Here is a 23,600-nt window from a genome sequence, read left to right on the forward strand (position 1 = left end):
GACGCAGTTGACGTTGACTGCTAATGAGTCGAAGGCGCTTGCGAATGGTTCGTGGGGTATTGCTACGTACCCTGGTGGTGGTGCGAAGTATGCTCCGTTTGAGACGTTTACTCCGGTTTCGTTTAAGGCTCCGGTAGTTGCCCCTACGGCGACTGCAACCACCAGCATCAACGCTGATGAGCTGACCGTGACGGTGACCGCAAACAATCTGCCTGGCAATATCTACGCCGCACTGATTGAAAAGGGAACCGCAGCGTCCTTGGACATGGGCAACGCTTCTGCGCTCCCCGCATTCGCTAAACCGTTCCCAACCGTTGTTGACGGTAGCGCGGGCTTCTCTCTGGTAGCGCCAAAGGACAAGCTGGATCGCAATAAGCAGTATGAAGTGCTCGTGTGGAAGATCCACTCGAACCCTGCCGCCGACACGATTTACGCAACTGCCGAGGCAAAGGTCACTTCGAGCCAGTGGGATCTGATGTTCCCTGCAGCGCCGAAGCCGACGCTCGCAGCGACCGTAACAAGCGCAGACGAAACTGGCCTCACTCTTTCGGTGAGCCTCGAGAACGTGACGATTCCTGCTGGCAAGTGGGGCGCCTACGTTGGCGTGATCGAGAAGGATCGTGTTGCTGAGTACGGCACGGATGCTGGCGCAGGTATGGTCGAGGCCTACTTCCGGACGTCCGACTTTGTTGATGGGGCGCTGACCCGAGAGATCGCCGTACCGAAGGAGAAGAAAGACGAGAACGGGACTGTCGTTCGAACTCTTGATCCTTCAAAGCAGTACGTCGTAGTGTCTTGGCTGGCGCACGGCTACCTGAGCGATGACGTCAAGGTTGACCAGAAAGATCTCGCGGTTTCAGATGCGCAGTGGAACGCTGTCTTCCCGAAGCCAGGCGTGAAGATCGAAGTGCAGAGCAAACTCACCAAGAATGAGCTCACCGTCGATGTCACCGCGACAGGCTTGCCCGGCAAGATCTATGCGGCGCTGATCGAACGCGGTACCGCCGACGGCCTCGATATGGGTGATTCATCGTCGCTTCCGGCATTCGCGATGCCGTTCCCAACGGTGACCGACGGAGCAGCGAGCTTCTCGTTGGTCGCGGCGAAGGACAAGCTGGATCGCAATAAGCAGTACGAGGTACTGATCTGGAAGATCCACTCGGCCCCAGAGGGTGAAAACGTCTACGGCTCTTCAAATGTCAACATTTCTGCGGAGGAATGGGACGTAATGTTCCCATCGACCGCGGCGATCGAGACGAAGACGAGCGTGGCTGACGAAAAGCTGAACGTCGAGGTCACTGCATCGGGGCTTCCGGGCAAGATCTATGCAGCGTTGATTGAACGTGGCACAGCGGACAAGCTTGACATCAATGACGCAGCAGCGCTTCCAGCGTTTGCCTTGCCGTTCCCCGAGGTGACCGACGGTAAGAGCACATTCACGCTGCAGGCGCCAAAGGACAAGCTGGATCGCAATAAGCAGTACGAGGTACTGATTTGGAAGATCCACTCGAACCCAGCAGGTGCCAATATTTACGGCACTTCGAACGTGACCATCTCGACTGCGCAGTGGAAGGAACTGTTCCCCTACACCGCAGCGTTGACTACAAAGACGTCGGTTGCTTCAGCGGAACTTAAGGTAGAGGTCACCGTCACCGGTGCACCTGGCCCGATCTATGCAGCACTGATTGAGGCGGGCACCGCTGAAAAGCTGAACATGGAGGATGCTTCTGCGATCCCAGCGTTCGCGACACCGTTCCCGACGGTGACCGATGGCAACGCCAAGTTCACCCTGACAGCTCCAAAAAACAAGTTGGATCGCGATAAGCAGTACGAGGTACTGATCTGGAAGATCCACTCGAACCCGAATGCTGACACCATTTACGGTCAGCGTGCGGTGACAGTGACGAAAGCGCAGTGGGACGACCTCTATGGCAGCAAACCTCCGGTAGTTGTGCCACCCAAGCCAAAGCCTGGTGCGGGCTCGCTGACCTGGGGTATCTCGACTGCATTCGCCAATTACACCACTAGTGGAATTGCGAAGGGTCAGATCAGCACCAGCGGCGTTGGCGGTGGCCGTGGAGGGTACGTCTTCCCACAGGCTTCCGGTGGCAGCTGGAACGCGGACACCCGTACCGGTACCGTGCAGTTCGCTGGCTCGGTGACCTTCACTGGCCATGGTGGCTTGATGCGCGAAACTTTCGCAAACCCAGTCATCACCGTGTCTAGCCCAACCTCAGGCACAATCTCAGCCGGTGGGTACTCCTTCCCGCTGAACCTGATTGGTGCGGGGTTCAATGCGAACGCCGATGGCTCGGTGACATGGAGCGGCGTGGGTGTTGGCGGCTCAATCAGTGGTGGTGACGGTGGCGGTTCTGGCGGCACCCTCGGCATGGATTCGCTGAGCTTCACTGTCGGCTCAGCGAGCGGCGCGAACTTTGGTTCAACCACTGACACTTCACCGTTTGCCGAGAAGCGCACCGCGGCGAAGGAGGCACCAACGAATAAGGGTCTCACCGTGGTTACCCCGGCCAAGAAGCTTGTTGCTGGCGGCGAGATCGAGATTACTGCTGGCGGTTTCCAGCCAAACGAGCAGGGCATCCTCGTGGTGATCTACTCGGAGCCAACTGTGCTTGACACCAATGCGAAGGCTGATGCAAATGGTGTGGTGCGTTGGATCGGTACGCTGCCGAAGGATCTTGTCGGTGAACACACCATCACCCTGCAGGGCAGCATCAATGTTGGCCAGACGATCACGATCGAGAAGGCTGGATCTGACAAGAAGAAGCCCGCCGTTGCAGCGGTGAACTCGCCTGCAGCAGAAGCGACCACCGCGGTTGCTGAAGTTGCAGCAGGCACCCCTGCTTGGGTGTGGTGGACCGCAGCACTCGCACTGCTGGTGGTTGCGGGTGGCGCGACCGGTTTGGTTGTCGCACAGCGCCGCAGAAATGCGGAGCCAACCCACCTCTAGGCACCCTTGACTGCCGGCCCACCCCCATGGGCCGGCAGTCTTCATTTGTCCGAAAACTATTTGTGCATTCTGAGAGAACGTTACGATGAACCATATGAGACGAATTGTCACCGCTTCGGCAGCGGCTGCCCTCACCGCCACTGCTCTTCTTGTTCCTGCGGCTGCTCAGGCAGCGCCACTACAGGCATCAACCGCCACTAGCAGCACTTGCACGGTGACCGGGGGCGACCTGAAGTGGGGCGTTAAGGAAAGTTTCCGTTCGTACATCTCGGGATCGATTGCAAACGGTGGCTGGGAAGTCTCAGACGGCGCTGCCTACGAAACACCGCTCTTCAGCTGGACTAACGCAAGCGGCGAGATCGACGCAGAAACCGGTGAAGGAACTGTGTCGTTTGTTGGCACGATGCACTTCACCGGACATGACGGAGTGCTGAATCTTGTGATGAAGAATCCGACGGTGGAGCTGAACGGTGACGGCACCGGCAGGCTCTTGCTTGACGCGAAGAGCAATAACGCCCAGGGTGAGCTGGTCATTGACGAGTCTCAGGTGTACATCGGCAAGATCGAGGGTATCGGTCAGACTGATCCAGCGAGCGGAACTTTGAGCTTTGATCAGGCACCAGCCGTGCTTACGGGCGAGGGAGCCGCAGCGTTCGGCGGCTTCTATGCAAGTGGAGACGATCTTGACCCAGTTGCGCTCTCGGTGCAGCTCGGGCCGTGCTCTGGCACTCCGGCTGAGGTGACTTCCCCCGAAGTCACCACGACAACTGAAGAGGCAAAGAGCGAGTTGCCGATTGTGCCGATCATTATCGGTGGCGTCGCAGTGGTCATTATCGCGGTGGCCGCTGGCCTCTTGATTGCGGGCCGCAAGAAATCGCCAGCTTCATCGAGCGAGAACGAAACGGGCACCTCTTCAGAGGGCTAATACACAGTCATAAAAAGGGAGGCCCTCGGGCCTCCCTTTTTTGTTGTCTGGTTTCGAAACTGGATCGACCTGAAATGATCCGATGATCCAGCGACCTCGCGGTCTAACGCACTGGCACCACAATGCCGTGGTCAGTTCCGGGGTGCGGAACCACCTCAACTGGGGTGGCGTACACCTCGCTGACAATCTCGGCGGTGAGCACGTCTTTCGGAGCGCCGCACGAGATGACCTTGCCCTGCTGCAGGAGCGCAACCCGGTCGGCATAGGCGGCGGCAAGATTGAGATCATGGAGCACAACAAGCACAGCATCGCCAGCCGCGGCGCGCTCCCGGGTGAGCTTCAAAAGTGTCTCTTGGTGGCCAAGATCTAGTGCCGCGGTGGGCTCGTCAAGCATCAGCACGCCGGTGCGCCCAGCCATCACTCGGGCGAAGCCAACACGGGCGCGTTCGCCTCCAGAGAGGGAGGGTACGCGCCGGTTACCAAGGTGAGCGATATCTGCGGCGGCGATGGCTTCGGCAATAGCCTCATTGTCTTGCTCTTCGAGGGGAGTGCGGCGCCACGGCGCGCGTCCCATCTCCACAACCTGGTGCACGGTGAATGGGAACATGAGCTGATTGTCTTGCAGCAGCACGCTGCGGCGACGCGCGAGCTCGGTGAGTGGCCACTCCTGAATGGGGTGGCCCCTGAACTGCACTACGCCACCGTCGGGGGTGGTGTCACCCGAGAGCAGACTCAGCAGTGTCGATTTGCCTGCGCCGTTTGGGCCGAGCAGAGCGAGCACCTCGCCAGCGTGCAGCTCAACCGACACCTCGTCGAGAAGTTTTCGGCCACCGCGCACCAATGAGACATTCTCCGCAGCGATGACAACATCGCCAGCGGCAGGTGCATCAAGCGAGAATCGTTGTTTCCGGTTCGCCATGTTAACCCCACCCGCCAGAGCGCTTGCGGGTGCGTCGCAGCAGCCAGAAGAAGAACGGGCCACCGACGAGCGCGGTGAGCATTCCGATGGGCAGATCGGCCATTGGGACGAGTGTGCGTGCTCCCAGATCGGCAAGGGTAAGCAGGAGTGCGCCGCCGAGGGCGCTCGCTGTGACGAGCGGCAGGTGGGCGGGCCCAAGGATCATTCGCATTAGGTGCGGAATCACGAGTCCCACAAATGAAATGATGCCGGCGAAGGCTACGGATGCGCCAACGAGGAGAGCGACCAGCACGATTACACCGATTCGCAGCGCTTCAACGTTGACACCCAGATGGCGAGCGTTTCGCTCACCGAGCGCGAGCAGGTCGAGTTTTCGGGCGACCAAGTACGCAGCAAGCATGCCGATTGCGAGTACCGGGGCCACGATGATGACCTGTTGCCAACGGCTACCGGCCAGGCTGCCAAGCTGCCAGAACACAATCTGCTCACGCGACTGGGTATCACCGAGGAAGGTGAGCAGCGCGATCGCGGCGCCTGCGATGGCATTGATGGCGATACCTGTGAGCACTAGTGTGACAACTTCAGTGCGGCCATCGGCGCGGCTCATGAAATACACGATGAGTGTCGCGATCAGGCCAGCAGCAAATGCGAAGACTGCGGTGGTCCACTGCCCGAAGAGGGTGAGTCCGAAAACAATTGAGAGGCCGGCGCCGACTGCTGCGCCCGACGAAATACCAATAACGCCAGGTTCGGCGAGGGGGTTTCCAAAGATTGCCTGCATCAGCAGGCCGGAAACGGCGAGGCCAGCACCTACCAGTGCGGCCATTGTCACGCGGGGGAATCGGATCGCCCAGAGGGTCTGATCACCAGCCGCGTGTGCGGGAAGCGGCAGCCAGTCAATACCAATCTTGTGCAGCAGTGATCCTAGAACCTCTGCTGGTGGAATTGCGAGCTGACCGGTGCCTGCCGACGCAAGAAGCGCGAGCACGAGGGCGAGTGTGAGTGCTGCAAAGAGAACACCCTTCGCCGTGCGCCGCGAGGCGGGGGTCGAAGCTGAGTTTTTCATGTTGGTCCGATGAACCATCCTACCCTTTGGGTTAGGCTAAACAACGTCTGATGAAAGGTTTTCTATTGCGCTCTCCTGCGTCGCGACGACGAATCACCGTTCTTGCCTCTCTTGCCACTGTTGCGGCCCTCTTGCTGAGTGGCTGCCAGACGGGCAGCATTGAGGGCACCGCAGGTAGCCAAACCGCAGTTGAGCTGCCCCCGCTTGGTTCGCTTACACCCATTGCGGATCCGACCTCATGGCAGGGCCCAAGCACCGCGGTTATTGGCAGTCCGAGTGTGCCAGCACTCGCAAAAAACCCGAAGCAAGAACTACCCGCGAAGGTGATTTCGCATGACTCGACCGGTGACATTGAGGTTGAGGTGAAAGATACTTCACGTTTGCTGGCAATTTCGATTACCGGCACGATCGCTGAGCTTGTTGGCGCATTTGGCCTGGCAGACAATCTTGTTGGGCGAGATATTTCGACAAACATTCCTGGATACGAGGATCTGCCGGTTGTCACAAAGCAGGGCCACTCAATTGACGCTGAGGGTGTGCTTGCGCTCAACCCCTCGCTCATTATTACTGACGGCACGATTGGGCCAAATGATGTGGTGCTGCAATTGCGTGACGCTGGCATCCAGGTGGTGACCGTGACCAGAGCGATGAACCCTGAGAGCACCTACACGCTGGTCGATGAGGTTGCATCGATTCTCGGTGTTTCACCGCTCGCTGATGAGCTCAACACTCAGCTCGCAAAGGCCATCGCCGACAAAGAAGCTGAGATTCAGAAGCTGCTTCCGAGTGATCCAGCGTTGCGGCCGCGAATAGCTTTCCTTTACGTGCGAGGCACTGCGGGTATCTACTACCTCTTTGGTGAGGGCAGCGGGGCTGACTCGATTATTGACTCTCTTGGTGCGGTTGACGTGGCCAAAGAAATCGGTTGGGTTGGCGAGAAGCCGCTCACCGATGAGGCGCTTGTTTCGCTCGACCCAGACATTATTTTGGTAATGAGCAAAGGGCTTGAAAGTACGGGCGGAGTTGACGGGTTGATTGCTGCTCAGCCGAGTATCGCGTTGACCACGGCCGGAAAGAACCGTCGCATCATCGATGTCGAAGACACGGTTGTCTTTGCCGGCGGAACTCGTATTCCTGACGTGCTTGATGGTCTGGCGCGAACGATCTACGCACCCGATTCGCTCACGAGTTAGGGGCGCTGGATCGCGCCCGTCTGTGCCGTGCCCAGCGGCGCGGGCAATTTATAGCTCGAGCGGGGTAGCCCATCATCCAGGTCTGTGTGCCTTAGGCTAGGCCACAGCTTTGCCCGTGTACGCTTATCTCGCGCACAAAGTGCGGCAAGAACTACATGAGAAGGAGTGGCGCGTGGCCAAACAGCACCATGCCGACGATGAGTCGCGCGTTTCTCGTCGGGCGGCTGAGCGCAATACTCTGCCGGCCGATCGCTTTGATGCGCTTGAGAAATCTCCCCGTGTTGGCGCGCACCGTGTCATCGGACGCCCCCGTCGAATTTGGCTGTTTCTTGTCTGCGCGGTGCTTGGATTTTTGCTGCTCACCATTGGCGGTGTGCTGTATTTGCAGTTCAGCGGCCAAAGCGTTGCCGATTTGCGTGGCGAAACAACGACGAGCACCACAAAGCCGGAGGCCAAGGTAAAGGCCGAGCTTGATCCAGAGGCTCAGGTTGTGGTGTTGAACGGCACTCCGATGGAGGGCTTTGAAGCGGTTGTTGACAACGAGATTACGCAGAACGCTTGGGGGCAGATTCTGTTCTCTGGCCCTGCCGCGGTCAACGACGTTGAGATTTCTGCCGTGTTTTACGCCGATCCAACCGATGAAGCTGCCGCTCTCGGTCTAGCTAAAGAACTTGGCGGAGTTTCTACTTTCTTGAACACCGACTACAGCGAGTACGGTGCGCGCCTTATTGTGCTGCTCGGCACAAACTACGCCGGCCCCGGCAGCGATCAACTCGTCTACTAGACGGTCGCCACTTGGTGGCTAGATGTTCGCCGCGAGCGTTCGTGATTTCTTGCACTCTCAGGGTGCGAGTGCCAGAATTGAATTAGCAGTCGGTATACCTGAGTGCTAGCAACTCATGAGAGGTGCTGCAGACCTGCGGCACCGCCGAATCACTACGTCCGGGAGGGACGCAACACATGGCAAAGATCATTGCGTTTGATGAGGAAGCACGTCGCGGTCTGGAGCGGGGCCTGAACACCCTGGCCGACGCTGTGAAGGTGACCCTTGGCCCACGCGGCCGCAACGTCGTGCTCGAGAAGAAGTGGGGCGCTCCCACGATCACCAACGATGGCGTTTCAATCGCCAAGGAGATCGAGCTGGACGACCCATTCGAGAAGATTGGTGCTGAGCTCGTCAAGGAGGTCGCGAAGAAGACCGACGACGTAGCAGGCGACGGCACCACCACAGCTACCGTTCTCGCGCAGGCACTCGTGCGCGAGGGCCTTCGCAACGTTGCTGCTGGCAGCGACCCAATTGCGATCAAGAAGGGCATCGAGAAGGCTGTTGCTGCCGTAAGCGCACAGCTGCTCGCAAACGCCAAGGAGATCGAGACCACCGACGAGATCGCAGCTACTGCTTCGATTTCGGCAGCTGACGAGCAGATTGGTCAGCTTATCGCTGAGGCAATCGACAAGGTCGGCAAGGAAGGCGTCGTCACCGTTGAGGAGTCGAACACCTTCGGCACCGAGCTCGAGCTGACCGAGGGCATGCGCTTCGACAAGGGCTACCTGTCGGCATACTTCGTAACTGACGCAGACCGCCAGGAGGCAGTCTTCGAGGATCCATACATCCTCATCGTCAATAGCAAGGTCTCGAACATCAAGGACCTGCTCCCAGTTGTTGATCCAGTAATCCAGTCGGGCAAGCAGCTCCTCATCATTGCTGAAGACGTTGAGGGCGAAGCGCTCGCTACTCTCGTGCTCAACAAGATCCGTGGCATCTTCAAGTCGGCTGCTGTTAAGGCTCCAGGCTTCGGCGATCGTCGCAAGGCAATGCTGCAGGACATCGCTATCCTCACCGGTGGCACCGTCATCAGCGAAGAGGTTGGCCTGAAGCTTGAGAACGCAACTCTCGACATGCTCGGCACCGCACGCAAGGTCATCATCACCAAGGACGAGACCACTATCGTTCAGGGTGGCGGCGACGAAGAGCAGATCGCGGGTCGCGTGACCCAGATCCGTCGTGAGATCGGCACCACCGACAGCGACTACGATCGCGAGAAGCTCCAGGAGCGCCTCGCTAAGCTCGCCGGTGGCGTTGCAGTCATCAAGGCTGGCGCAGCAACTGAGGTTGAGCTCAAGGAGCGCAAGCACCGCATCGAGGACGCCGTGCGTAACGCAAAGGCTGCTGTCGAAGAGGGCGTGCTCCCAGGTGGCGGCGTTGCCCTGATCCAGGCTGGCAAGACCGCTTTCGCAGCTCTCGACCTCAAGGGTGACGAGGCAGTAGGCGCCAAGATCGTACAGACCGCTATCGAGGCTCCACTGCGCCAGATCGCGCTCAACGCAGGTCTCGAGCCAGGCGTTGTTGCAAACCGCGTCTCGGACATGCCAAACGGCCACGGCCTGAACGCTGCGACCGGCGAGTACGGCGACCTGGTTGCACAGGGCATCCTCGACCCAGCGAAGGTAACCCGCTCGGCACTGCAGAACGCAGCATCGATCGCCGGTCTCTTCCTGACCACCGAGGCTGTTGTGGCTGACAAGCCAGAGCCAGCTGCGGCGCCAATGGGCGACCCAACCGGTGGCATGGACTTCTAAGTCTGAAATACCGCTAAAAAGCGGGGCCGCACTTCAGTGCGGCCCCGCTTTTTGGTTGTTTACAGCTAGTTTTTAAGCTTGCGGTGAAGCTGATTGAGTTTGTTGCGCGTTTTGAAGTGGCAGCTCAACACGGAAAGTGGCACCACCGCCGGGTGTCTCGTGCGCGCTTACCTTGCCGCCATGCGCCGAAATAATCGATTGCACAATCGAGAGGCCGAGGCCCGAGCCACCGGTCTCGCGGTTGCGTGAGGTGTCAGCGCGCCAGAACCGGTCAAAGATCTTGCCACGGAACTGTTCGGGAATGCCCTCACCGTGGTCAATGATCTCAAACGCAGCCATACCCTCATGCGAACTCACGCGAATCTCAAGCGGGCTGCCCTCGGGGCTATAACGCAGTGCATTGCCGATCAGGTTTGTGACCACCTGACGCACTTTGTGTTCGTCACCGACGACCACTGGTGCTGATGGGTCTTCGATCACGTTTACCTCGCGATCGGGTGCTTGCGCTCTGGTGTCAAGCGCGGTATCCGCTGCAATCTGATTGAGCTGCAGTGGCACAAGATCGAGCGGTCGACGCTCATCGAGGCGCGCCAGAGCCAGCAAGTCATCGACAAGTGAGCCCATTCGAATGGCTTCTTTTTCGATTCGTTCCATGGCCTGATCAAGCTGCTCAGGCTCGGTAAGCCATCCGTGACGATACATTTCTGCGTAGCCGCGTACCGACACGAGCGGGGTGCGCAGTTCATGCCCGGCGTCACTAATAAAACGCCGCATCTGTTCGATCGTGTGCGCGCGTTCGTCGAACGACGAGTCGATTCGATCGAGCATCACGTTGAGTGATTGGCCAAGGTGGCCAACCTCCGTGTGGGGGTTGGCGACGAGAATACGTTTTGAAAAGTCGCCACGAGAGATTTCGAGTGCGGTTTGTTCAACTTCGGCGAGTGGGGCGAAGGTATTGGTGACGAGGATCCTTGTGAGTGCGGCGCCCAGTAGCAACACGGCGATACCGAAGCCGGAGAAGATGAGCGCGAACTGCGTCATCGTTCTATTGGTTGGTGCCGTGGACGAGGCGATCATGAGCGTGCCGCCGGGCCCGCCGCCCTGATTCGACATGATTGGGCCGACGACCGCGTTCCATTCCACACCGTCTGAGGCGCGCAGCGGGAACACTACGCCTTTGTTGTGGTCAGAGGTGTCTGGCAAAAACTTTGGCGCTTCAGGTACGATTTCGTCACCGCGTACCTGCGAGTTGTCGCAGAGCACCTCGCCTTCGCCGTCAAGAATGGCGACATAAAAGCGCGGGCTCGCGATCAGTACGTCGCTACACAATAGTGCTTGAGTGTCGGCGCCTGGAGCGAGCACAGCTTTTGGGTTGCTCAGCATTTGCTGAAGCTCTTGGTGCTGCGCGCGGATCAGCTCCGGCCGCAAGAACGATTGGGTGCCAATTCCGGCAACAATAAGACCGAGCGACAGGATGAAAACTGTTACGCCGGTGATTTTTGCGCGCAGAGTGATGTCATTCCAGCGGTCGCCGAAACGGCCCCGAGGTGCCTCGGGGCCGTTCGATTCTCCTTGGTATACCAAGGTTTGCCTACTTTGCGTCGGTCTTGAGCATGTAGCCGAAACCGCGCTTTGTCTGGATGAGGGATTCACCGGTCAGCGGATCGAGCTTGCGGCGAAGGTATGAGATGTACGACTCTACGATTCCGGCGTCGCCGTTGAAGTCGTACTCCCAGACGTGATCGAGAATCTGCGCCTTTGAGAGTACGCGGTTCGCGTTCTGCATCAGGTAGCGGAGCAGCTTGAATTCGGTGGGGCTGAGCTCGATCGGGGTATCAGCGACACGCACCTCGTGGGTGTCTTGGTCGAGCACGATTGGCCCGGTCTCAAGTACGGCTTCTTCGTCTTCCTGAATGGTGCGTCGAAGGATGGCTTTGATCCTCGCAATAATCTCATCGAGGCTGAACGGCTTCGTAACGTAGTCGTCGCCACCAACGGTGAGGCCCATCACCTTGTCTTCGGTGTCGTCTTTCGCCGTGAGGAACAGGATTGGCGCCGTGAAGCCGTGCGAACGGAGGCGCTTGGTGACGCTGAACCCGTTCATGTCTGGCAGCATGACGTCAAGGATGATGAGATCCGGCTCTTCTTCAAGAACAGCCGAGATGGTTTGCGCGCCGTTGCCGACCGCGCGCACTCCGAAGCCGGCAAAACGCAAGCTTGTGCTGAGTAGCTCGCGAATGCTCGGTTCGTCGTCGACGATGAGGATACGAGGTCCCTTGTGCTGAGTGTTCATGCTTCCAGTCTCTGAATGTTTGCTATGAGCTGGCTGGGAAGCCTGCAATTACGCAACATTTGCCTGAATTCACTTGGCGTGCTGCTCCAACGTTAAGCACAGGGGCACCTCGCTACTCACTTACTCGGCCACGGTGCTCAACTTCGACTTGAAAACGTCTTGCGTGAAATCCCTCGTGATTCACAAACACTAAGCCCGGAATCTCGTCAGCATTTCTGAAAAGCGGGCCTCATCCTTGCCGACGACTGCGACCTCACCCTTCCAGTTGCCCACATGGGCGAGCCCAACAGCAGGTCGAACTAGAGCTCGGCCGCGTCAAGGATCGTGTAGGCGTAGCCTTGCTCCGCGAGGAATCGCTGACGATTCTGCGCGAAGTCCTGATCGACAGTGTCACGAGTGACCAGCGTGTAGAACGAAGCGGTCTGACCGTTCGACTTTGGTCGGAGCAAACGGCCCAGGCGCTGAGCCTCTTCCTGGCGAGACCCGAACGAACCTGAAATCTGAATCGCGACCGATGCATCGGGTAGATCCACCGAGAAATTTGCGACTTTCGAGACGATCAGTAGCTTGATTTCACCGCGACGGAACTCGCCAAAGAGACGTTCGCGCTCGTCAACCGGCGTCTGCCCAGTAATCAGATCTGCCTTCAGTGCCTCGGCGAATGATTCCAACTGGTCGATGTACTGACCAATCACCAGCACGCTTTCGCCCTCGTGTCGCTCCAAGATTCGGCGCGCAACCGTCTGCTTCGAAGACGAACTTGAAGCGATTCGGTAACGGTCTTGGTCTTCGGCAACCGAGTAGTCGAATCGTTCGCTCTCGGGCAGCTCTACGCGAACCTCGAAACATGCAGCGGGGGCGATGAAGCCCTGTGCCTCAATGTCTTTCCAAGGAGCGTCATAGCGTTTGGGTCCGATCAAGCTGAATACATCGCCCTCTCGACCGTCCTCGCGAACGAGCGTCGCGGTCAAACCAATTCGGCGACGTGCCTGTAGCTCTGCGGTCAGCTTAAAGACCGGCGCGGGCAGCAAGTGGACCTCGTCGTACACGATGAGGCCCCAGTCCTGAGCGTTCAGCAGCGAGAGGTGAGCGTATTCGCCCCGGCGCTTGCTGGTCAGAATCTGGTAGGTCGCGATAGTGACCGGCTTGACTTCCTTCACCTGGCCCGAATACTCGCCAATGTCATCTTCATCAAGACTGGTGCGCTTGAGCAGCTCGTCTCGCCACTGGCGAGCAGAGACAGCATTTGTGACCAGGATGAGAGTTTTTGCGCCAACCGCCGCCATCGCGCCGGCGCCAACAATGGTTTTTCCGGCACCACACGGAAGCACGACGACACCTGATCCGCCTGTCGAGAATGCGTTGACGGCTTTTTGTTGGTAGTCGCGCAGCTCCCAGCCCTCTTGAGCCAGCTCAATATCGTAGGGTTCTCCTGGCGTGTAGCCCGCGAGGTCTTCGGCAGGCCAGCCTCGAGCTACCAACTGTTGCTTCAGCTCGCCACGAGCCCAAGCCTCAACCGGAAAGGTCAGCTCGTCAATCTTGTTGCCGAGCAATGGTGCGATTTTTTTCGCGCTCGAAACTTCACGAAGAATCGCTGGATCGTCAGAGCGCAGCACCAACTGCCAATTGGCGAGTTCCTCCGGTGATTCTGCGCCGTCGTGCTCGTTTGGCTGATCAACCCGTTCAATGGTCAACCGGCCATAGCGTCGCATCGTTTCGGAGATTTCGCTAGAAACCTGTGTGGGCACCGGAAACTTTGCATACCGGTTCAGCGTCTCAATGATCTCGTCATCGGTGTGACCGGCCGCGCGTGCGTTCCACAGACCCAGGCGCGTAATGCGGTAGGTGTGAATGTGCTCGGGTGCGCGCTCAAGCTCTGCAAACACCGCGAGGGCGTGCCGTGCGTCTTCTGAGTCAGGGTGAGCGACTTCAAGCAAGACGGTGTGATCGCTCTGCACGATCAAAGGGCCAAGATTCATAACGACCTATTCTATCGCGCCTTGCCGTAACGGGTAATGCCAGGGCTGAACGGTCGGCTTATGGCGTCGCGATCGCGACAACCGCGGTGATCGCGCTCACCGGAAGTGTGCGTTCAACGCCGGCTCGCTGGTCAGTTGCGCGCAACCGGCCGCCTTTGAGTGACACCGGCAACAGCACAAATTCCCGCTGATCTTTCCCGGCAACAGCTGTCACCTGGATGGGGCTGCGATCGCGAATGGCCAGTTCGAGGCGGCGAGTGAGATCGCCTTCTTCGCCAGACTCTGCTGCTGCTTCAAGTACCCGGTCGACCATCTGTGCCAGCTCATTGGCTGCAGTCGAGGTATTGGCCGCGTTGCGCAGGATCGGGGTGCTGCCCGTCTCGGGTGGGGTCTTCATCCAGGCGGGCAGGGCATCGGGATCGCGTTGTTCAATTTTTAGCGCGTCAAGGTGCGGTGGGTGCGAGGCATCCTCAAATCCGGGCGCGTAGTCGGCCTGCTTGCGGTCAAGATCCCGCAAAAGGTAGTCGAGTGGCTGGGGGATCCCGGTCAGTGACAGGCGGGCGAGTGCGTCGCGAATCTCCTGTGAACCGCCTCCGGCCCGGAGCACAGCTCGAGTGATTCGGGCCGTGCTGATGCGCAGCGAGGCGGCTGGGCCAAGCTGCTCGGTCTCTGTGATTGCGCTCAACATGGCCTCGTCGGCGGGTGCCAAGGGGCCAGGCACAATGATGCTGAGATCAGGCTGCAGATAGACGCCGGCGGCTGGCGCGGGTATGTCTTGCTCGGCGAGAGCCCGAGCGAGATGAGGGTCATCAGCCAGCAGCGCGTCTGCGGCTGGGGTGAGCCAGCCTTGCAGGGTCAGACCGAGGTCTTCTGCTGTGTCGATCATGCGCAGCAGCGATTCCATCTCAGAGTCTGGTAGCAGCGGATAGTCGTGGCGCAGCCGGCTTGTGAGCGTGCCAAGGTTTCCGTTGCACTCGCTGATGCCTCGACGCAGCTTTGCCTCAAAACCAGAGATGGTCGCGGCCGCGAGCTCGATCCAACGTGATGGATAGTCGAGTTCCATCAGCCACTGCTGCGCGGCAGAGTCGGCTACCTCAAGTTGGGGTGCTGCCGAGCGCCCGTTCTGCTCCTGCAAGAGCCCAGCGGCGAGCATCACATCGAGTAGGCGAGCGGCCTGCTCGGGTGAGCAGTGTGCTGCGTCGGCTAGATCGCGCACGGCGACCACAGCGGGCTGTCCTTTGCGGCCGAGCCGTACCGGGCGCGAGGCGATTGTGTGCAACAGTTTTGCAACTCGCCGCACAGAGGTGAGAGCGGCAGCGAACCAGCCAGTGAGCTCAAGAGGTTTTTGCGTTGGATCGGCAAGAGCTTCGGCACGCAAGAGCTCGTGGGGCAAAAGTTCGGTGACCTCTGGCAACGCAAGATACGGTGCGTTGGTGCCGGTGTTCTCGGTCTCGCTGCGGCCGACCAGGCCGGTCGCTGCGAGGGCATCGAGGATCGTATGGTCTGCGGCTTCGCCGTCGGAGAGAGCGGCCAGGGCGTCGAGTCGCTCACGATGCGCTGATTGCAGTGCGCGCGAAATTGAATCTGTGCGGAGCAGCTCGACGGCGAGCCCAAGCGGTTCGCGAACTGAGCCAGGTGAGAGCACACGGCGCTCATCGACCAGCCGGGTAAGGGCTGCGCGATCCATGCTCGCGATTGAGGTCGCGAGTGCGAGTGTGCCGCTCACCGCAGTGCTACTTCTCTCGGCCTCTGCGGCTGAAGTTCATGATGAGCAGCGTGATCAGCAGCACAAACCCAATCGGTAGCCCGATGTAGGAGATGAAGGTCACGACCTGCCAGAGTCCGTCGGCAAGTACCTCTCGACCGGCAGCCATGGCGACAATCAGGGTCGTCAAGTAGGCACCGACCGCGATCACGATAATCGAGACGGAGGTGTACGCGAGGATCTTCTCGAGTACCGAAGATTGTTGTTGTTCAGACATCCTCACCAGTCTACGCCTGGGAAGGGAATAGCGCTAAAGGTTGCTGCCTTAGTCGTCTGCCCGGTGCTTGCCAGACTGTTCTGCTGACTGCTCAGCCCCGGTGGCCCAGACGTCGCGAGCATGACCAATGTGTGATCGCATGAGTGCTTCCGCCCCTTCGCTATCGCGCTCGCGCAATAGCCGCAGCAGCTCATAGTGCTCGCGAGCGGAATCTGCGAGGCGCCCGTCGCGCGCGCGTACCGAGATGCCGTACAAGCGTGTTCTGCGGCGGAGCGAGGTGGCCAGCTCAACAAGTTGTGGGTTGCCGGTGTGGGTCAGTACCAATTCGTGGAATTCGCGGTCGGCGCGCAGGTATTCAACCAGGTCTTCGCGTTCCGCAGCGTTGATGCAGGTGTCTGCAAGTTCGGTGAGTGCTTCGAAGGCGTCTTCGGAGATAGTGCGGGCGACGATGCCAACGGCTGGTGGTTCTACCAGCATTCGAATCTGTGCAAGGTCGTCAAGTTCCTTGTCGCTTTTCGCTGTGATACGGAAACCCTTATTCTTGACGGTCTCGACGAGGCCTTCGCGTACGAGATCCATCATGGCTTCGCGCACGGGAGTGGCCGAGACGCCAAGCATTTGGCCGAGGGTTGGGCCCGAGACCAGCTCGCCCTCGGCGAGCTCGCCAGTCATGATCGCGGTTCTGAGTTGTTCGAGCACGGTTTCCCGAAGGTTGAGTGCGCGCGTCGTCGGGCCCTGTGGCTCGGCGTTTTGTGGGTTCTGTTCCGATGACATGCGTGCTCCTCGAGTGGTGCGGCCTCTCCCCGTGCCCGCACTGAGCGCGATGGCCGCACACACAGATCTTCCCACGAGAGTTTGAAACCGCCCACAATTGCAACAAAAAGTAATCTCTGTCATAAGTAAAGCGAATGTTTTGTTATGCTGTCTCTTGCTCGGTCGCGCAGTGGCCTCCGGAAGGCCGCCCCTGAGCGCGTGTTTCCGGAGCCGCATGGGCGGCCATCACAGTTTTGATGAAAGGAACACCACGTGTCCGCAACCACGGCAACGCCGCCCAATGGGCGCCGACTGCCTCGCTGGATGACCTCGTTCGGCTGGCAGATCCTCGCCGCCCTTGTGCTCGGCCTTGTGCTCGGTACCGTCGCAATGAACCTCGGCGCAGATGCTGAAGGCAATCCGAACGGTCTGCACGCGACGCTTAAAGTACTCGGATCAAGCTACGTCACACTCCTACGCGCGGCGGTAGTGCCACTGATCTTCACCGCGATCGTGTCAAGCATTGTCGGACTCCGTAAGGTGACAAACGCTGCACGACTTGCCGGTCAAACCCTGCTGTGGTTCGCGATCACCGCGTTTATCTCGGTGCTTGTTGGCATCACCCTCGGCGTGACGCTCAAGCCAGGTGAAGCCGCCTCCGGCGCCGACCTCACCCCATCCGACCCATACACCGTAGGCACATGGTGGAACTTCCTGACCGGCCTGGTGCCGCAAAACTTCCTTGGCCTCGGAGTGAACGCTTCACTGAACGACGCTGGCGGCGTCGCAGCGAGCGCAAGCTTCAACGTGCTACAGGTCATTGTGGTTTCGGTTGCCGTGGGCATCGCCGCGCTGAAGCTCGGCAAAAAGGCTGAACCGTTTATCCAACTCACCGAGTCAGCGCTCGCGATCATTCAGAAGGTGCTGTGGTGGATCATCCGAATCGCACCAATTGGCACTCTCGGACTCATCGGCAACGCAGTAGTTGAATATGGCTGGGAAAAGATGGGCGCACTGAGCGCCTTCGTCGCGGTACTCTACGTGGGCCTAGCAATTGTGCTCTTTGTGGTTTACCCGATCATCGTGAAGACCAATGGTCTTTCGGTTCGTCAGTACTTCTCAGGGGTTTGGCCAGCTGTGCAACTCGGCTTCGTGAGCCGCTCATCAATCGGCACACTGCCACTGACTCAGCGTGTGACAGAACGCAACCTTGGCGTGCCCCGCGGCTACGCCTCCTTCGCGGTGCCGCTCGGTGCGACCACCAAGATGGACGGTTGCGCTGCGGTCTACCCAGCGCTCGCCGCAATCTTTATTGCGCAGTTCTTCGGCATCGAGTTGAGCATTGTGCAGTACCTCTTGATCGTGTTGGTTTCGGTCGTTGGATCGGCAGCAACCGCCGGCACCACCGGCGCAACTGTGATGCTGACGCTCACCCTGTCGACACTTGGCTTGCCGCTCGAAGGCGTCGGCCTCTTGCTCGCGATCGACCCAATCATTGATATGGGTCGTACCGCACTCAACGTCGCGGGTCAGGCGCTTGTGCCGACAATCGTGGCAAAGCGTGAGGGCATCCTTGATACCGATCTCTACAACGCACCGCGTAACGGTCTGGCGTTCGACAACGCTGACACCGAAGACGAGGTAGGGGAGAACGCGACAGCGGGTACGCGCTAGCTGACGAATTGCATCTGACACTGAGGGGTGAACGAATTCAGAATTCGTTCACCCCTCAGTTTGTTGTGCAGATGTCTGAGCGGCGCAGTACGCGCAGAACGAAAGCGTCGGCCAGAATCCACTACTCCCAGCTAGACTCTAGGGAGAAACAGGGGCCATTGGCCCCGTGAGTGTGCGGCGCAGTAGCGCCTGAAAGGAACAGGCATGCCTACCGGCAAGGTCAGGTTCTACGACGAAGAAAAAGGCTTTGGATTTATCCAGGGTGATGATGGCGAGCAGGTCTTCCTGCACGCTTCAGTGCTGCCAGAAAATGCTGAGGTGACCGCTGGTACTCGTCTTGAGTACGGTGTCGCTGACGGCCGACGCGGACCGCAGGCGCTCTCAGTGCGTGTGCTCGACACCCCTCGCGCAGCGAAGCGTGATCGTAAGTCAGCTGATGAGATGGCCCTAATCACCGAAGACCTCGTGAAGTTGCTCGACGCAGTTGGCGGTCGTTTGAAGCACGGTCAGTACCCAGAGCGACAGGCGTCGCGGCAGCTTGCGACCATGCTGCGCCGCGTTGCGGATGATTTTGATGTCTGAGCCGCAGCCGACGGCAGACGCCGCAAACGAGAGCAGCGCCAGCGCTGAAGAATCAGTTGCGGCTGTTGCGCTAGAAACTCAGGCTGAGACTGTGCTTGAAGCAGAAGCAGAAGCAGCGCTTGAAACAGTGGCCGAGAACGAGCCTGAGGTGGAAACGCAGGCAGCGGTAGAAACGCAGCCAGAGCCAGAGGCAGAGCCAGAGCCAGAGCCAGAGGCAGAGGCAGAGGCAGAGGCAGCGACCACTGAGGCTGCAGTGCCGCTTGAAGCTGACCAGGTGCTGCTGAACTCGCGTGAAATCGCGCGAGAGGCGTTGAGTGAAATTACCGACTCACAGACCATCGGTGCTGACGACGGCCACGAGGTGCACGAAGCACACGTGCTGACGCTCTACTTCGAATGCAAGCTGCCTGGTTACCCAGGATGGCGCTGGGCGGCAACACTCGCTCGCGTTGATGATGAGTCGCCAGTAACCGTGCTTGAGGTAGAACTTCTGCCCGGCGAGGGGGCAGTTGTCGCTCCCGAGTGGGTGCCCTGGTCCGTGCGTCTAGCCCAGTACCGTGAGGCGCAGGCTCGTCAGGTTGCCGAAGAAGCCGCTGCCGCAGAACTCGCTGCCGCAGAGCTCTCTGACGAAGATGACGTTGATCCCGCAGAAGACGTGCTCGAGAACGACTTCAGTGATTTTGACGACGCTATCGACGGGGCAGACGCTCATGACGATGACGATGACGATGACGATGACGATGAAGACGAGTCTGAAGATGACGCAGACGAGTCTGATGAAGACGGCTTCGCGGACCTCGATGAGCACGATCTACACGACGACAATGACGACGATGTCGATTTTGAAGATGACGAAGACGACGACGATGACGACGACTCGGAAGAAGATGACGTCGACACTGACGATGAATCGGAATAACGCTCGTTGATCCGCTGATTCTCTCAAAAGAAACGGCGTGCAGAACCCGAAGGGTCCAGCACGCCGTTTCTTTGTATCTAGCGCAGCTGCTTAGCTCAGCTGCTCAAGCACGTAGTCAATCGATGCAGTTAGCGCGCGCACATCTGCAGGGTCGATTGCAGCGAAGGTCGCAATACGCAACTGGTTGCGTCCCAGCTTGCGGTATGGCTCGGTATCAACAACACCATTGGCGCGGAGAGCTTTTGAAATAGCCGCGGCATCAATTGAGTCGTCAAAGTCGATCGTGACAACCACGTTTGAGCGGTGGCTTGGGTCAGTCACAAACGGGGTGGCAACTGAGCTTGCCTCAGCCCATTCGTAGAGCACAGCCGAGCTCTCAGCGGTGCGCGCAGCTGCCCAGCTCAGGCCGCCGTTACCGTTCATCCAGCGGATCTGCTCATCCATCATCGCGAGCGGTGCGAGAGCAGGGGTATTCAGAGTCTGGTTCTGGCGCGAATTCGAGACAGCGCCAGCGAGGCTGAGCGACTCTGGAATGTATCGGTCTGAAGCCGCGATGCGCTCGATGCGCTCGATAGCAGCAGGTGAAACCAGTGCGAACCAGATGCCACCGTCGCTCGCGAAGTTCTTCTGCGGCGAGAAGTAGTAGACATCAGCCTCGGATGCGTCGAAATCAAGGCCACCTGCGCCGCTGGTCGCGTCGACCACGGTCAACGCACCAGCGTCGCCGTGCACGCGACGAACCTCAGCCATGACGCCGGTTGAAGTCTCGTTGTGTGGGTATGCGTAGACGTCGACTCCAGCAACAACCTCGACGGTGCTGCGAGAGCCTGCGTCAGCGCTACGAACGATTGGTTCTTCAAGCCATGGGGCGCGAGCCGCGGCGGTGCCGAACTTGGCGCCAAACTCACCGAAAGCGAGGTGCTGGCTGCGGCGCTCGATCAGAGAGTGCACTGCCGAATCCCAGAAAGTGGTTGCGCCGCCATTGGCGAGCAACACCTCGTATCCCTCGGGCGCGCGGAACAGTTCCGCGAGCCCTTCGCGAACGCTACCAACCAGATTCTTCACCGGTGCCTGGCGGTGCGAAGTGCCAAGAACGGTTGGCTGCAGCGAAGCCAAAAATTCGATCTGTTCATTGCGGACCTTTGAAGGGCCGCAACCGAACCTTCCGTCGGCGGGAAGGAGTGCAGCGGGAATCGTGATGTCAGCCATAGACCTATTTTAGGGGGCTTAGCAGGGCGATTCTCGTCGATAGAGATAGGCTGTCCTATGAAACTACGCTGTGGAGGTGCTTGTGGCCGATCTGATTGATACGACCGAGATGTACCTGCGCACGATTATCGAGCTAGAAGAAGAAGGCATTGTGCCGCTTCGCGCTCGTATCTCAGAGCGACTTGGCCACTCAGGTCCGACCGTCTCTCAGACAATCGCACGTATGGAACGCGACGGCCTCGTGGTTGTCAGCAACGATCGACACCTTGAGCTCACCGATGACGGTCGGGTGAAAGCGGTGCGCGTGATGCGCAAGCATCGTCTTGCTGAGCGACTTCTGGCTGACGTCATCGGGCTCGAATGGGAATTCGTGCACGAAGAAGCATGCCGCTGGGAACACGTGATGAGCGAGCAGGTTGAGCGCAAACTGCTGAGCATGCTCGACAACCCAATCGAGTCTCCCTATGGCAACCCGATTCCGGGGCTTGAAGAGCTCGGCGCTCGACCCACAGCGCCGTTTCACACGGGTGTCGTTAGCGCGATCACCCTGTTTGATGATGGATCTGAGCAGGTTCGGGCGCGCATCCGGCGTCTTGCTGAACCAGCTCAGGTTGACCCTGAGCAGCTGCGTCTCTTTGATCAAGCTGGCGTACGGCCCGGGGCAATGGCCGAGTTTGTGTATCGTGACGGAGTAGTGCGAATCACAGTTGACTCGGAAGACAGCTCGGACTCAATTCCGATTGAGTTGCCGTCTGAGGCTGCCTCGCACATCTTCGTTTCGCGCGCAATGTAATTCAGCGTCAAGAGGTTCGGCGATCCACCGGTAAATCAATGCGTGATTTATTTGAACGTTGGATCTACCGAACTTTCACGACCCTGTATCTCGTCCAGTAGTTCGTTCCCCTAAAGAATCGATGGACCCGAGTGGCTTCGGCGTCCACTGATGGAGTTGATACCGACATATTGAGGAGTCGCAGCAATGCAGCTGACACCACAAGCCCATATTCAATACGTTGCCGAGCTGGCAGCAAAGCGCAGCTACAACGAGCCTGAGTTTTTGCAGGCGATGCATGAGGTGCTCGACTCGCTGGTTCCGGTGCTCGTGGAGCACCCAGAATTTATTGAAGCCGGAGTGCTTGAGCGCCTGATTGAGCCTGAGCGCCAGATTATGTTCCGGGTGCCGTGGCTTGACGACCAAAATAAGGTGCAGGTGAACCGTGGCTTCCGGGTGCAGTTCAACTCAGCACTGGGGCCGTTTAAGGGTGGACTCCGCTTTCATTCAAGCGTGAACCTTTCGGTGATCAAGTTCCTCGGCTTCGAGCAGGTTTTTAAGAATGCGCTCACCAGGCAGCGCATCGGCGGCGGTAAGGGCGGCAGCGACTTTGACCCGCATGGCAAGAGCGATGAAGAGGTCATGCGCTTCTGCCAGAGCTTCATGACAGAGCTGTACCGCTACATTGACGAGCACACCGATGTGCCTGCCGGCGACATTGGTGTGGGAGCGCGCGAGATCGGCTACCTCTTTGGGCAGTACCGCCGGCTCACGGGCCGTCATGAGTCTGGCGTGCTGACCGGCAAGGGTAAGGGCTGGGGTGGCGCTGAGGTGCGTACCGAGGCAACAGGCTATGGTGCAGTGTTCTTTGCGCAAGAGATGCTTAAGCGCACCGGTGAAGACATTGAGGGCCGGCGTGCCGTGGTCTCAGGTTCAGGCAACGTGGCAATTTATGCCATGGAGAAGATTGCTCAGCTTGGCGGCATACCAGTGACCGCTTCTGATTCTTCCGGGTACGTTGTCGATGAGCGTGGGATCGACATTGCTCTGCTCAAGCAGATCAAAGAGGTCGAGCGAGGCCGTATCGCTGACTACGCCGAGCGTCGTCAGGGAGCTCATTTTGTGGCGAATGGTTCGGTTTGGGATGTGCCAGCAGAACTAGCCTTCCCTTGCGCTACGCAAAATGAGCTTGATGAACGGGGTGCGCGTGCGCTGCTCGACGGCGGTGTGCGTATTGTCGCTGAGGGCGCGAACATGCCGACCACTCCAGAGGCAATCACGCTCTTTCAGAAGTCGGGCATTCTCTTTGCCCCGGGTAAAGCTGCGAATTCAGGTGGTGTCGCTACCTCGGCGCTTGAGATGAGCCAGAACGCGGCCCGTGATCGCTGGGATTTTGACCACAGCGAGGCGAGACTGCAGGCGATCATGCGTGATGTGCATGATGCGTGTTACGTCGCTTCGGAGCGTTACGGTCGCCCGGGTGATTACGTCCTGGGTGCGAACACGGCAGGCTTTGTGACTGTCGCCCAAGCCATGATCGAACAGGGTGTTGTGTAACACCAACTTTTCGCTTTTCGCACGAGTTGGGATCCCAGAAACCTTCAAGACTGTGTTGAGAGTTCGCTTGATATCGAGCTAACGACCTCACGGACTTCGTTGAAATCATGCGGATCCCAGCCCGTTGTGAGCGAATCGTAATCAAGGTGTGACAATTCCGTGATCTTCGGTTAGGCTGGACAAAGCTTTTCGGCCCCGTGCCGTTATAGCCAAGATTTTCCGCAACACG

Annotated in this window: 19 protein-coding genes; 10 read left to right on the forward strand and 9 right to left on the reverse strand. The window is 58.9% G+C overall.

Features of this window, described 5'->3' with window-relative positions; translation table 11 throughout:
• Positions 1 to 2,968: HtaA domain-containing protein (locus tag QBL02_RS09540; RefSeq protein WP_282726182.1), on the forward strand; the 2,968-nt coding region annotated here is incomplete at its 5' end.
• A 94-nt stretch (positions 2,969 to 3,062) separates the two neighbouring features.
• Positions 3,063 to 3,893, forward strand: coding sequence for an HtaA domain-containing protein (locus QBL02_RS09545; protein WP_282726183.1), 831 nt, complete (start codon positions 3,063 to 3,065; stop codon positions 3,891 to 3,893).
• Positions 3,894 to 3,996: 103 nt separating this feature from the next.
• Here QBL02_RS09545 and QBL02_RS09550 read toward each other — a convergent pair whose 3' ends face one another.
• Together QBL02_RS09550 and QBL02_RS09555 are read right to left on the reverse strand one after the other, a co-directional pair.
• The gene (locus QBL02_RS09550; protein WP_282726184.1) at positions 3,997 to 4,812 is read right to left on the reverse strand and encodes a heme ABC transporter ATP-binding protein; all 816 of its coding nucleotides are present in this window, start codon (positions 4,810 to 4,812) and stop codon (positions 3,997 to 3,999) included.
• 1 nt (position 4,813) lies between these two features.
• Entirely contained in the window at positions 4,814 to 5,878 is a 1,065-nt protein-coding gene (locus QBL02_RS09555; RefSeq protein WP_282726185.1) for an iron ABC transporter permease, read from the reverse strand.
• Positions 5,879 to 5,928: 50 nt separating this feature from the next.
• Between QBL02_RS09555 and QBL02_RS09560 the strand changes: the two genes are divergently transcribed.
• The 3 genes from QBL02_RS09560 (at position 5,929) to groL (ending at position 9,651) form a co-directional block, all read left to right on the forward strand.
• Complete coding sequence (locus tag QBL02_RS09560; RefSeq protein WP_282726186.1) at positions 5,929 to 7,071, forward strand: ABC transporter substrate-binding protein; 1,143 nt, start codon at positions 5,929 to 5,931, stop codon at positions 7,069 to 7,071.
• Positions 7,072 to 7,243: 172 nt separating this feature from the next.
• Positions 7,244 to 7,855, forward strand: coding sequence for a hypothetical protein (locus QBL02_RS09565; RefSeq protein WP_282726187.1), 612 nt, complete (start codon positions 7,244 to 7,246; stop codon positions 7,853 to 7,855).
• 176 nt (positions 7,856 to 8,031) lie between these two features.
• Positions 8,032 to 9,651, forward strand: a complete 1,620-nt coding sequence (groL, locus tag QBL02_RS09570) for a chaperonin GroEL (protein WP_282726188.1) — start codon at positions 8,032 to 8,034, stop codon at positions 9,649 to 9,651.
• Positions 9,652 to 9,723: 72 nt separating this feature from the next.
• Here the strand turns inward: groL and QBL02_RS09575 are convergent, their stop codons facing one another.
• The 6 genes from QBL02_RS09575 to QBL02_RS09600 all read right to left on the reverse strand — a co-directional run bounded on the left by QBL02_RS09575 (position 9,724) and on the right by QBL02_RS09600 (position 16,679).
• The gene (locus QBL02_RS09575; protein ID WP_282726189.1) at positions 9,724 to 11,235 is read right to left on the reverse strand and encodes a HAMP domain-containing sensor histidine kinase; all 1,512 of its coding nucleotides are present in this window, start codon (positions 11,233 to 11,235) and stop codon (positions 9,724 to 9,726) included.
• Between the two features lie 7 nt (positions 11,236 to 11,242).
• The gene (locus QBL02_RS09580; protein ID WP_282726190.1) at positions 11,243 to 11,944 is read right to left on the reverse strand and encodes a response regulator transcription factor; all 702 of its coding nucleotides are present in this window, start codon (positions 11,942 to 11,944) and stop codon (positions 11,243 to 11,245) included.
• A gap of 299 nt (positions 11,945 to 12,243) precedes the next feature.
• Positions 12,244 to 13,923: a DNA repair helicase XPB gene (locus QBL02_RS09585; RefSeq protein WP_282726191.1), complete on the reverse strand. Its 1,680-nt coding sequence runs from the start codon at positions 13,921 to 13,923 to the stop codon at positions 12,244 to 12,246.
• Between the two features lie 58 nt (positions 13,924 to 13,981).
• A complete protein-coding gene (locus QBL02_RS09590; RefSeq protein WP_282726192.1) occupies positions 13,982 to 15,649 on the reverse strand; it encodes a helicase-associated domain-containing protein in 1,668 nt (555 codons plus the stop codon).
• Positions 15,650 to 15,656: 7 nt separating this feature from the next.
• Entirely contained in the window at positions 15,657 to 15,905 is a 249-nt protein-coding gene (locus QBL02_RS09595; protein WP_282726193.1) for a hypothetical protein, read from the reverse strand.
• Positions 15,906 to 15,953: 48 nt separating this feature from the next.
• A complete protein-coding gene (locus QBL02_RS09600; protein WP_282726194.1) occupies positions 15,954 to 16,679 on the reverse strand; it encodes a GntR family transcriptional regulator in 726 nt (241 codons plus the stop codon).
• 252 nt (positions 16,680 to 16,931) lie between these two features.
• Here QBL02_RS09600 and QBL02_RS09605 point away from each other — a divergent pair, with 252 nt between their 5' ends.
• The 3 genes from QBL02_RS09605 (at position 16,932) to QBL02_RS09615 (ending at position 19,833) form a co-directional block, all read left to right on the forward strand.
• Positions 16,932 to 18,332, forward strand: coding sequence for a dicarboxylate/amino acid:cation symporter (locus tag QBL02_RS09605; RefSeq protein WP_282726195.1), 1,401 nt, complete (start codon positions 16,932 to 16,934; stop codon positions 18,330 to 18,332).
• 204 nt (positions 18,333 to 18,536) lie between these two features.
• A complete protein-coding gene (locus QBL02_RS09610) occupies positions 18,537 to 18,914 on the forward strand; it encodes a cold shock domain-containing protein (RefSeq protein ID WP_282726196.1) in 378 nt (125 codons plus the stop codon).
• Complete coding sequence (locus QBL02_RS09615; protein ID WP_282726197.1) at positions 18,907 to 19,833, forward strand: DUF3027 domain-containing protein; 927 nt, start codon at positions 18,907 to 18,909, stop codon at positions 19,831 to 19,833. The genes QBL02_RS09610 and QBL02_RS09615 overlap by 8 nt, the downstream gene beginning before the upstream one ends.
• A gap of 90 nt (positions 19,834 to 19,923) precedes the next feature.
• Here QBL02_RS09615 and serC read toward each other — a convergent pair whose 3' ends face one another.
• Positions 19,924 to 21,042: a phosphoserine transaminase gene (gene serC / locus QBL02_RS09620; protein WP_282726198.1), complete on the reverse strand. Its 1,119-nt coding sequence runs from the start codon at positions 21,040 to 21,042 to the stop codon at positions 19,924 to 19,926.
• An 82-nt stretch (positions 21,043 to 21,124) separates the two neighbouring features.
• Here serC and QBL02_RS09625 point away from each other — a divergent pair, with 82 nt between their 5' ends.
• Both QBL02_RS09625 and gdhA read left to right on the forward strand, forming a co-directional pair.
• Positions 21,125 to 21,835, forward strand: coding sequence for a metal-dependent transcriptional regulator (locus QBL02_RS09625; protein WP_282726199.1), 711 nt, complete (start codon positions 21,125 to 21,127; stop codon positions 21,833 to 21,835).
• A 186-nt stretch (positions 21,836 to 22,021) separates the two neighbouring features.
• Positions 22,022 to 23,371 carry an NADP-specific glutamate dehydrogenase gene (gdhA, locus tag QBL02_RS09630; protein ID WP_282726200.1) on the forward strand — a complete coding sequence of 450 codons (1,350 nt, stop codon included), beginning with the start codon at positions 22,022 to 22,024 and terminating at the stop codon, positions 23,369 to 23,371.
• Positions 23,372 to 23,600 lie beyond the last annotated feature (229 nt).

This window comes from Leucobacter sp. UT-8R-CII-1-4 (assembly GCF_030010235.1).
Lineage (GTDB): Bacteria > Actinomycetota > Actinomycetes > Actinomycetales > Microbacteriaceae > Leucobacter.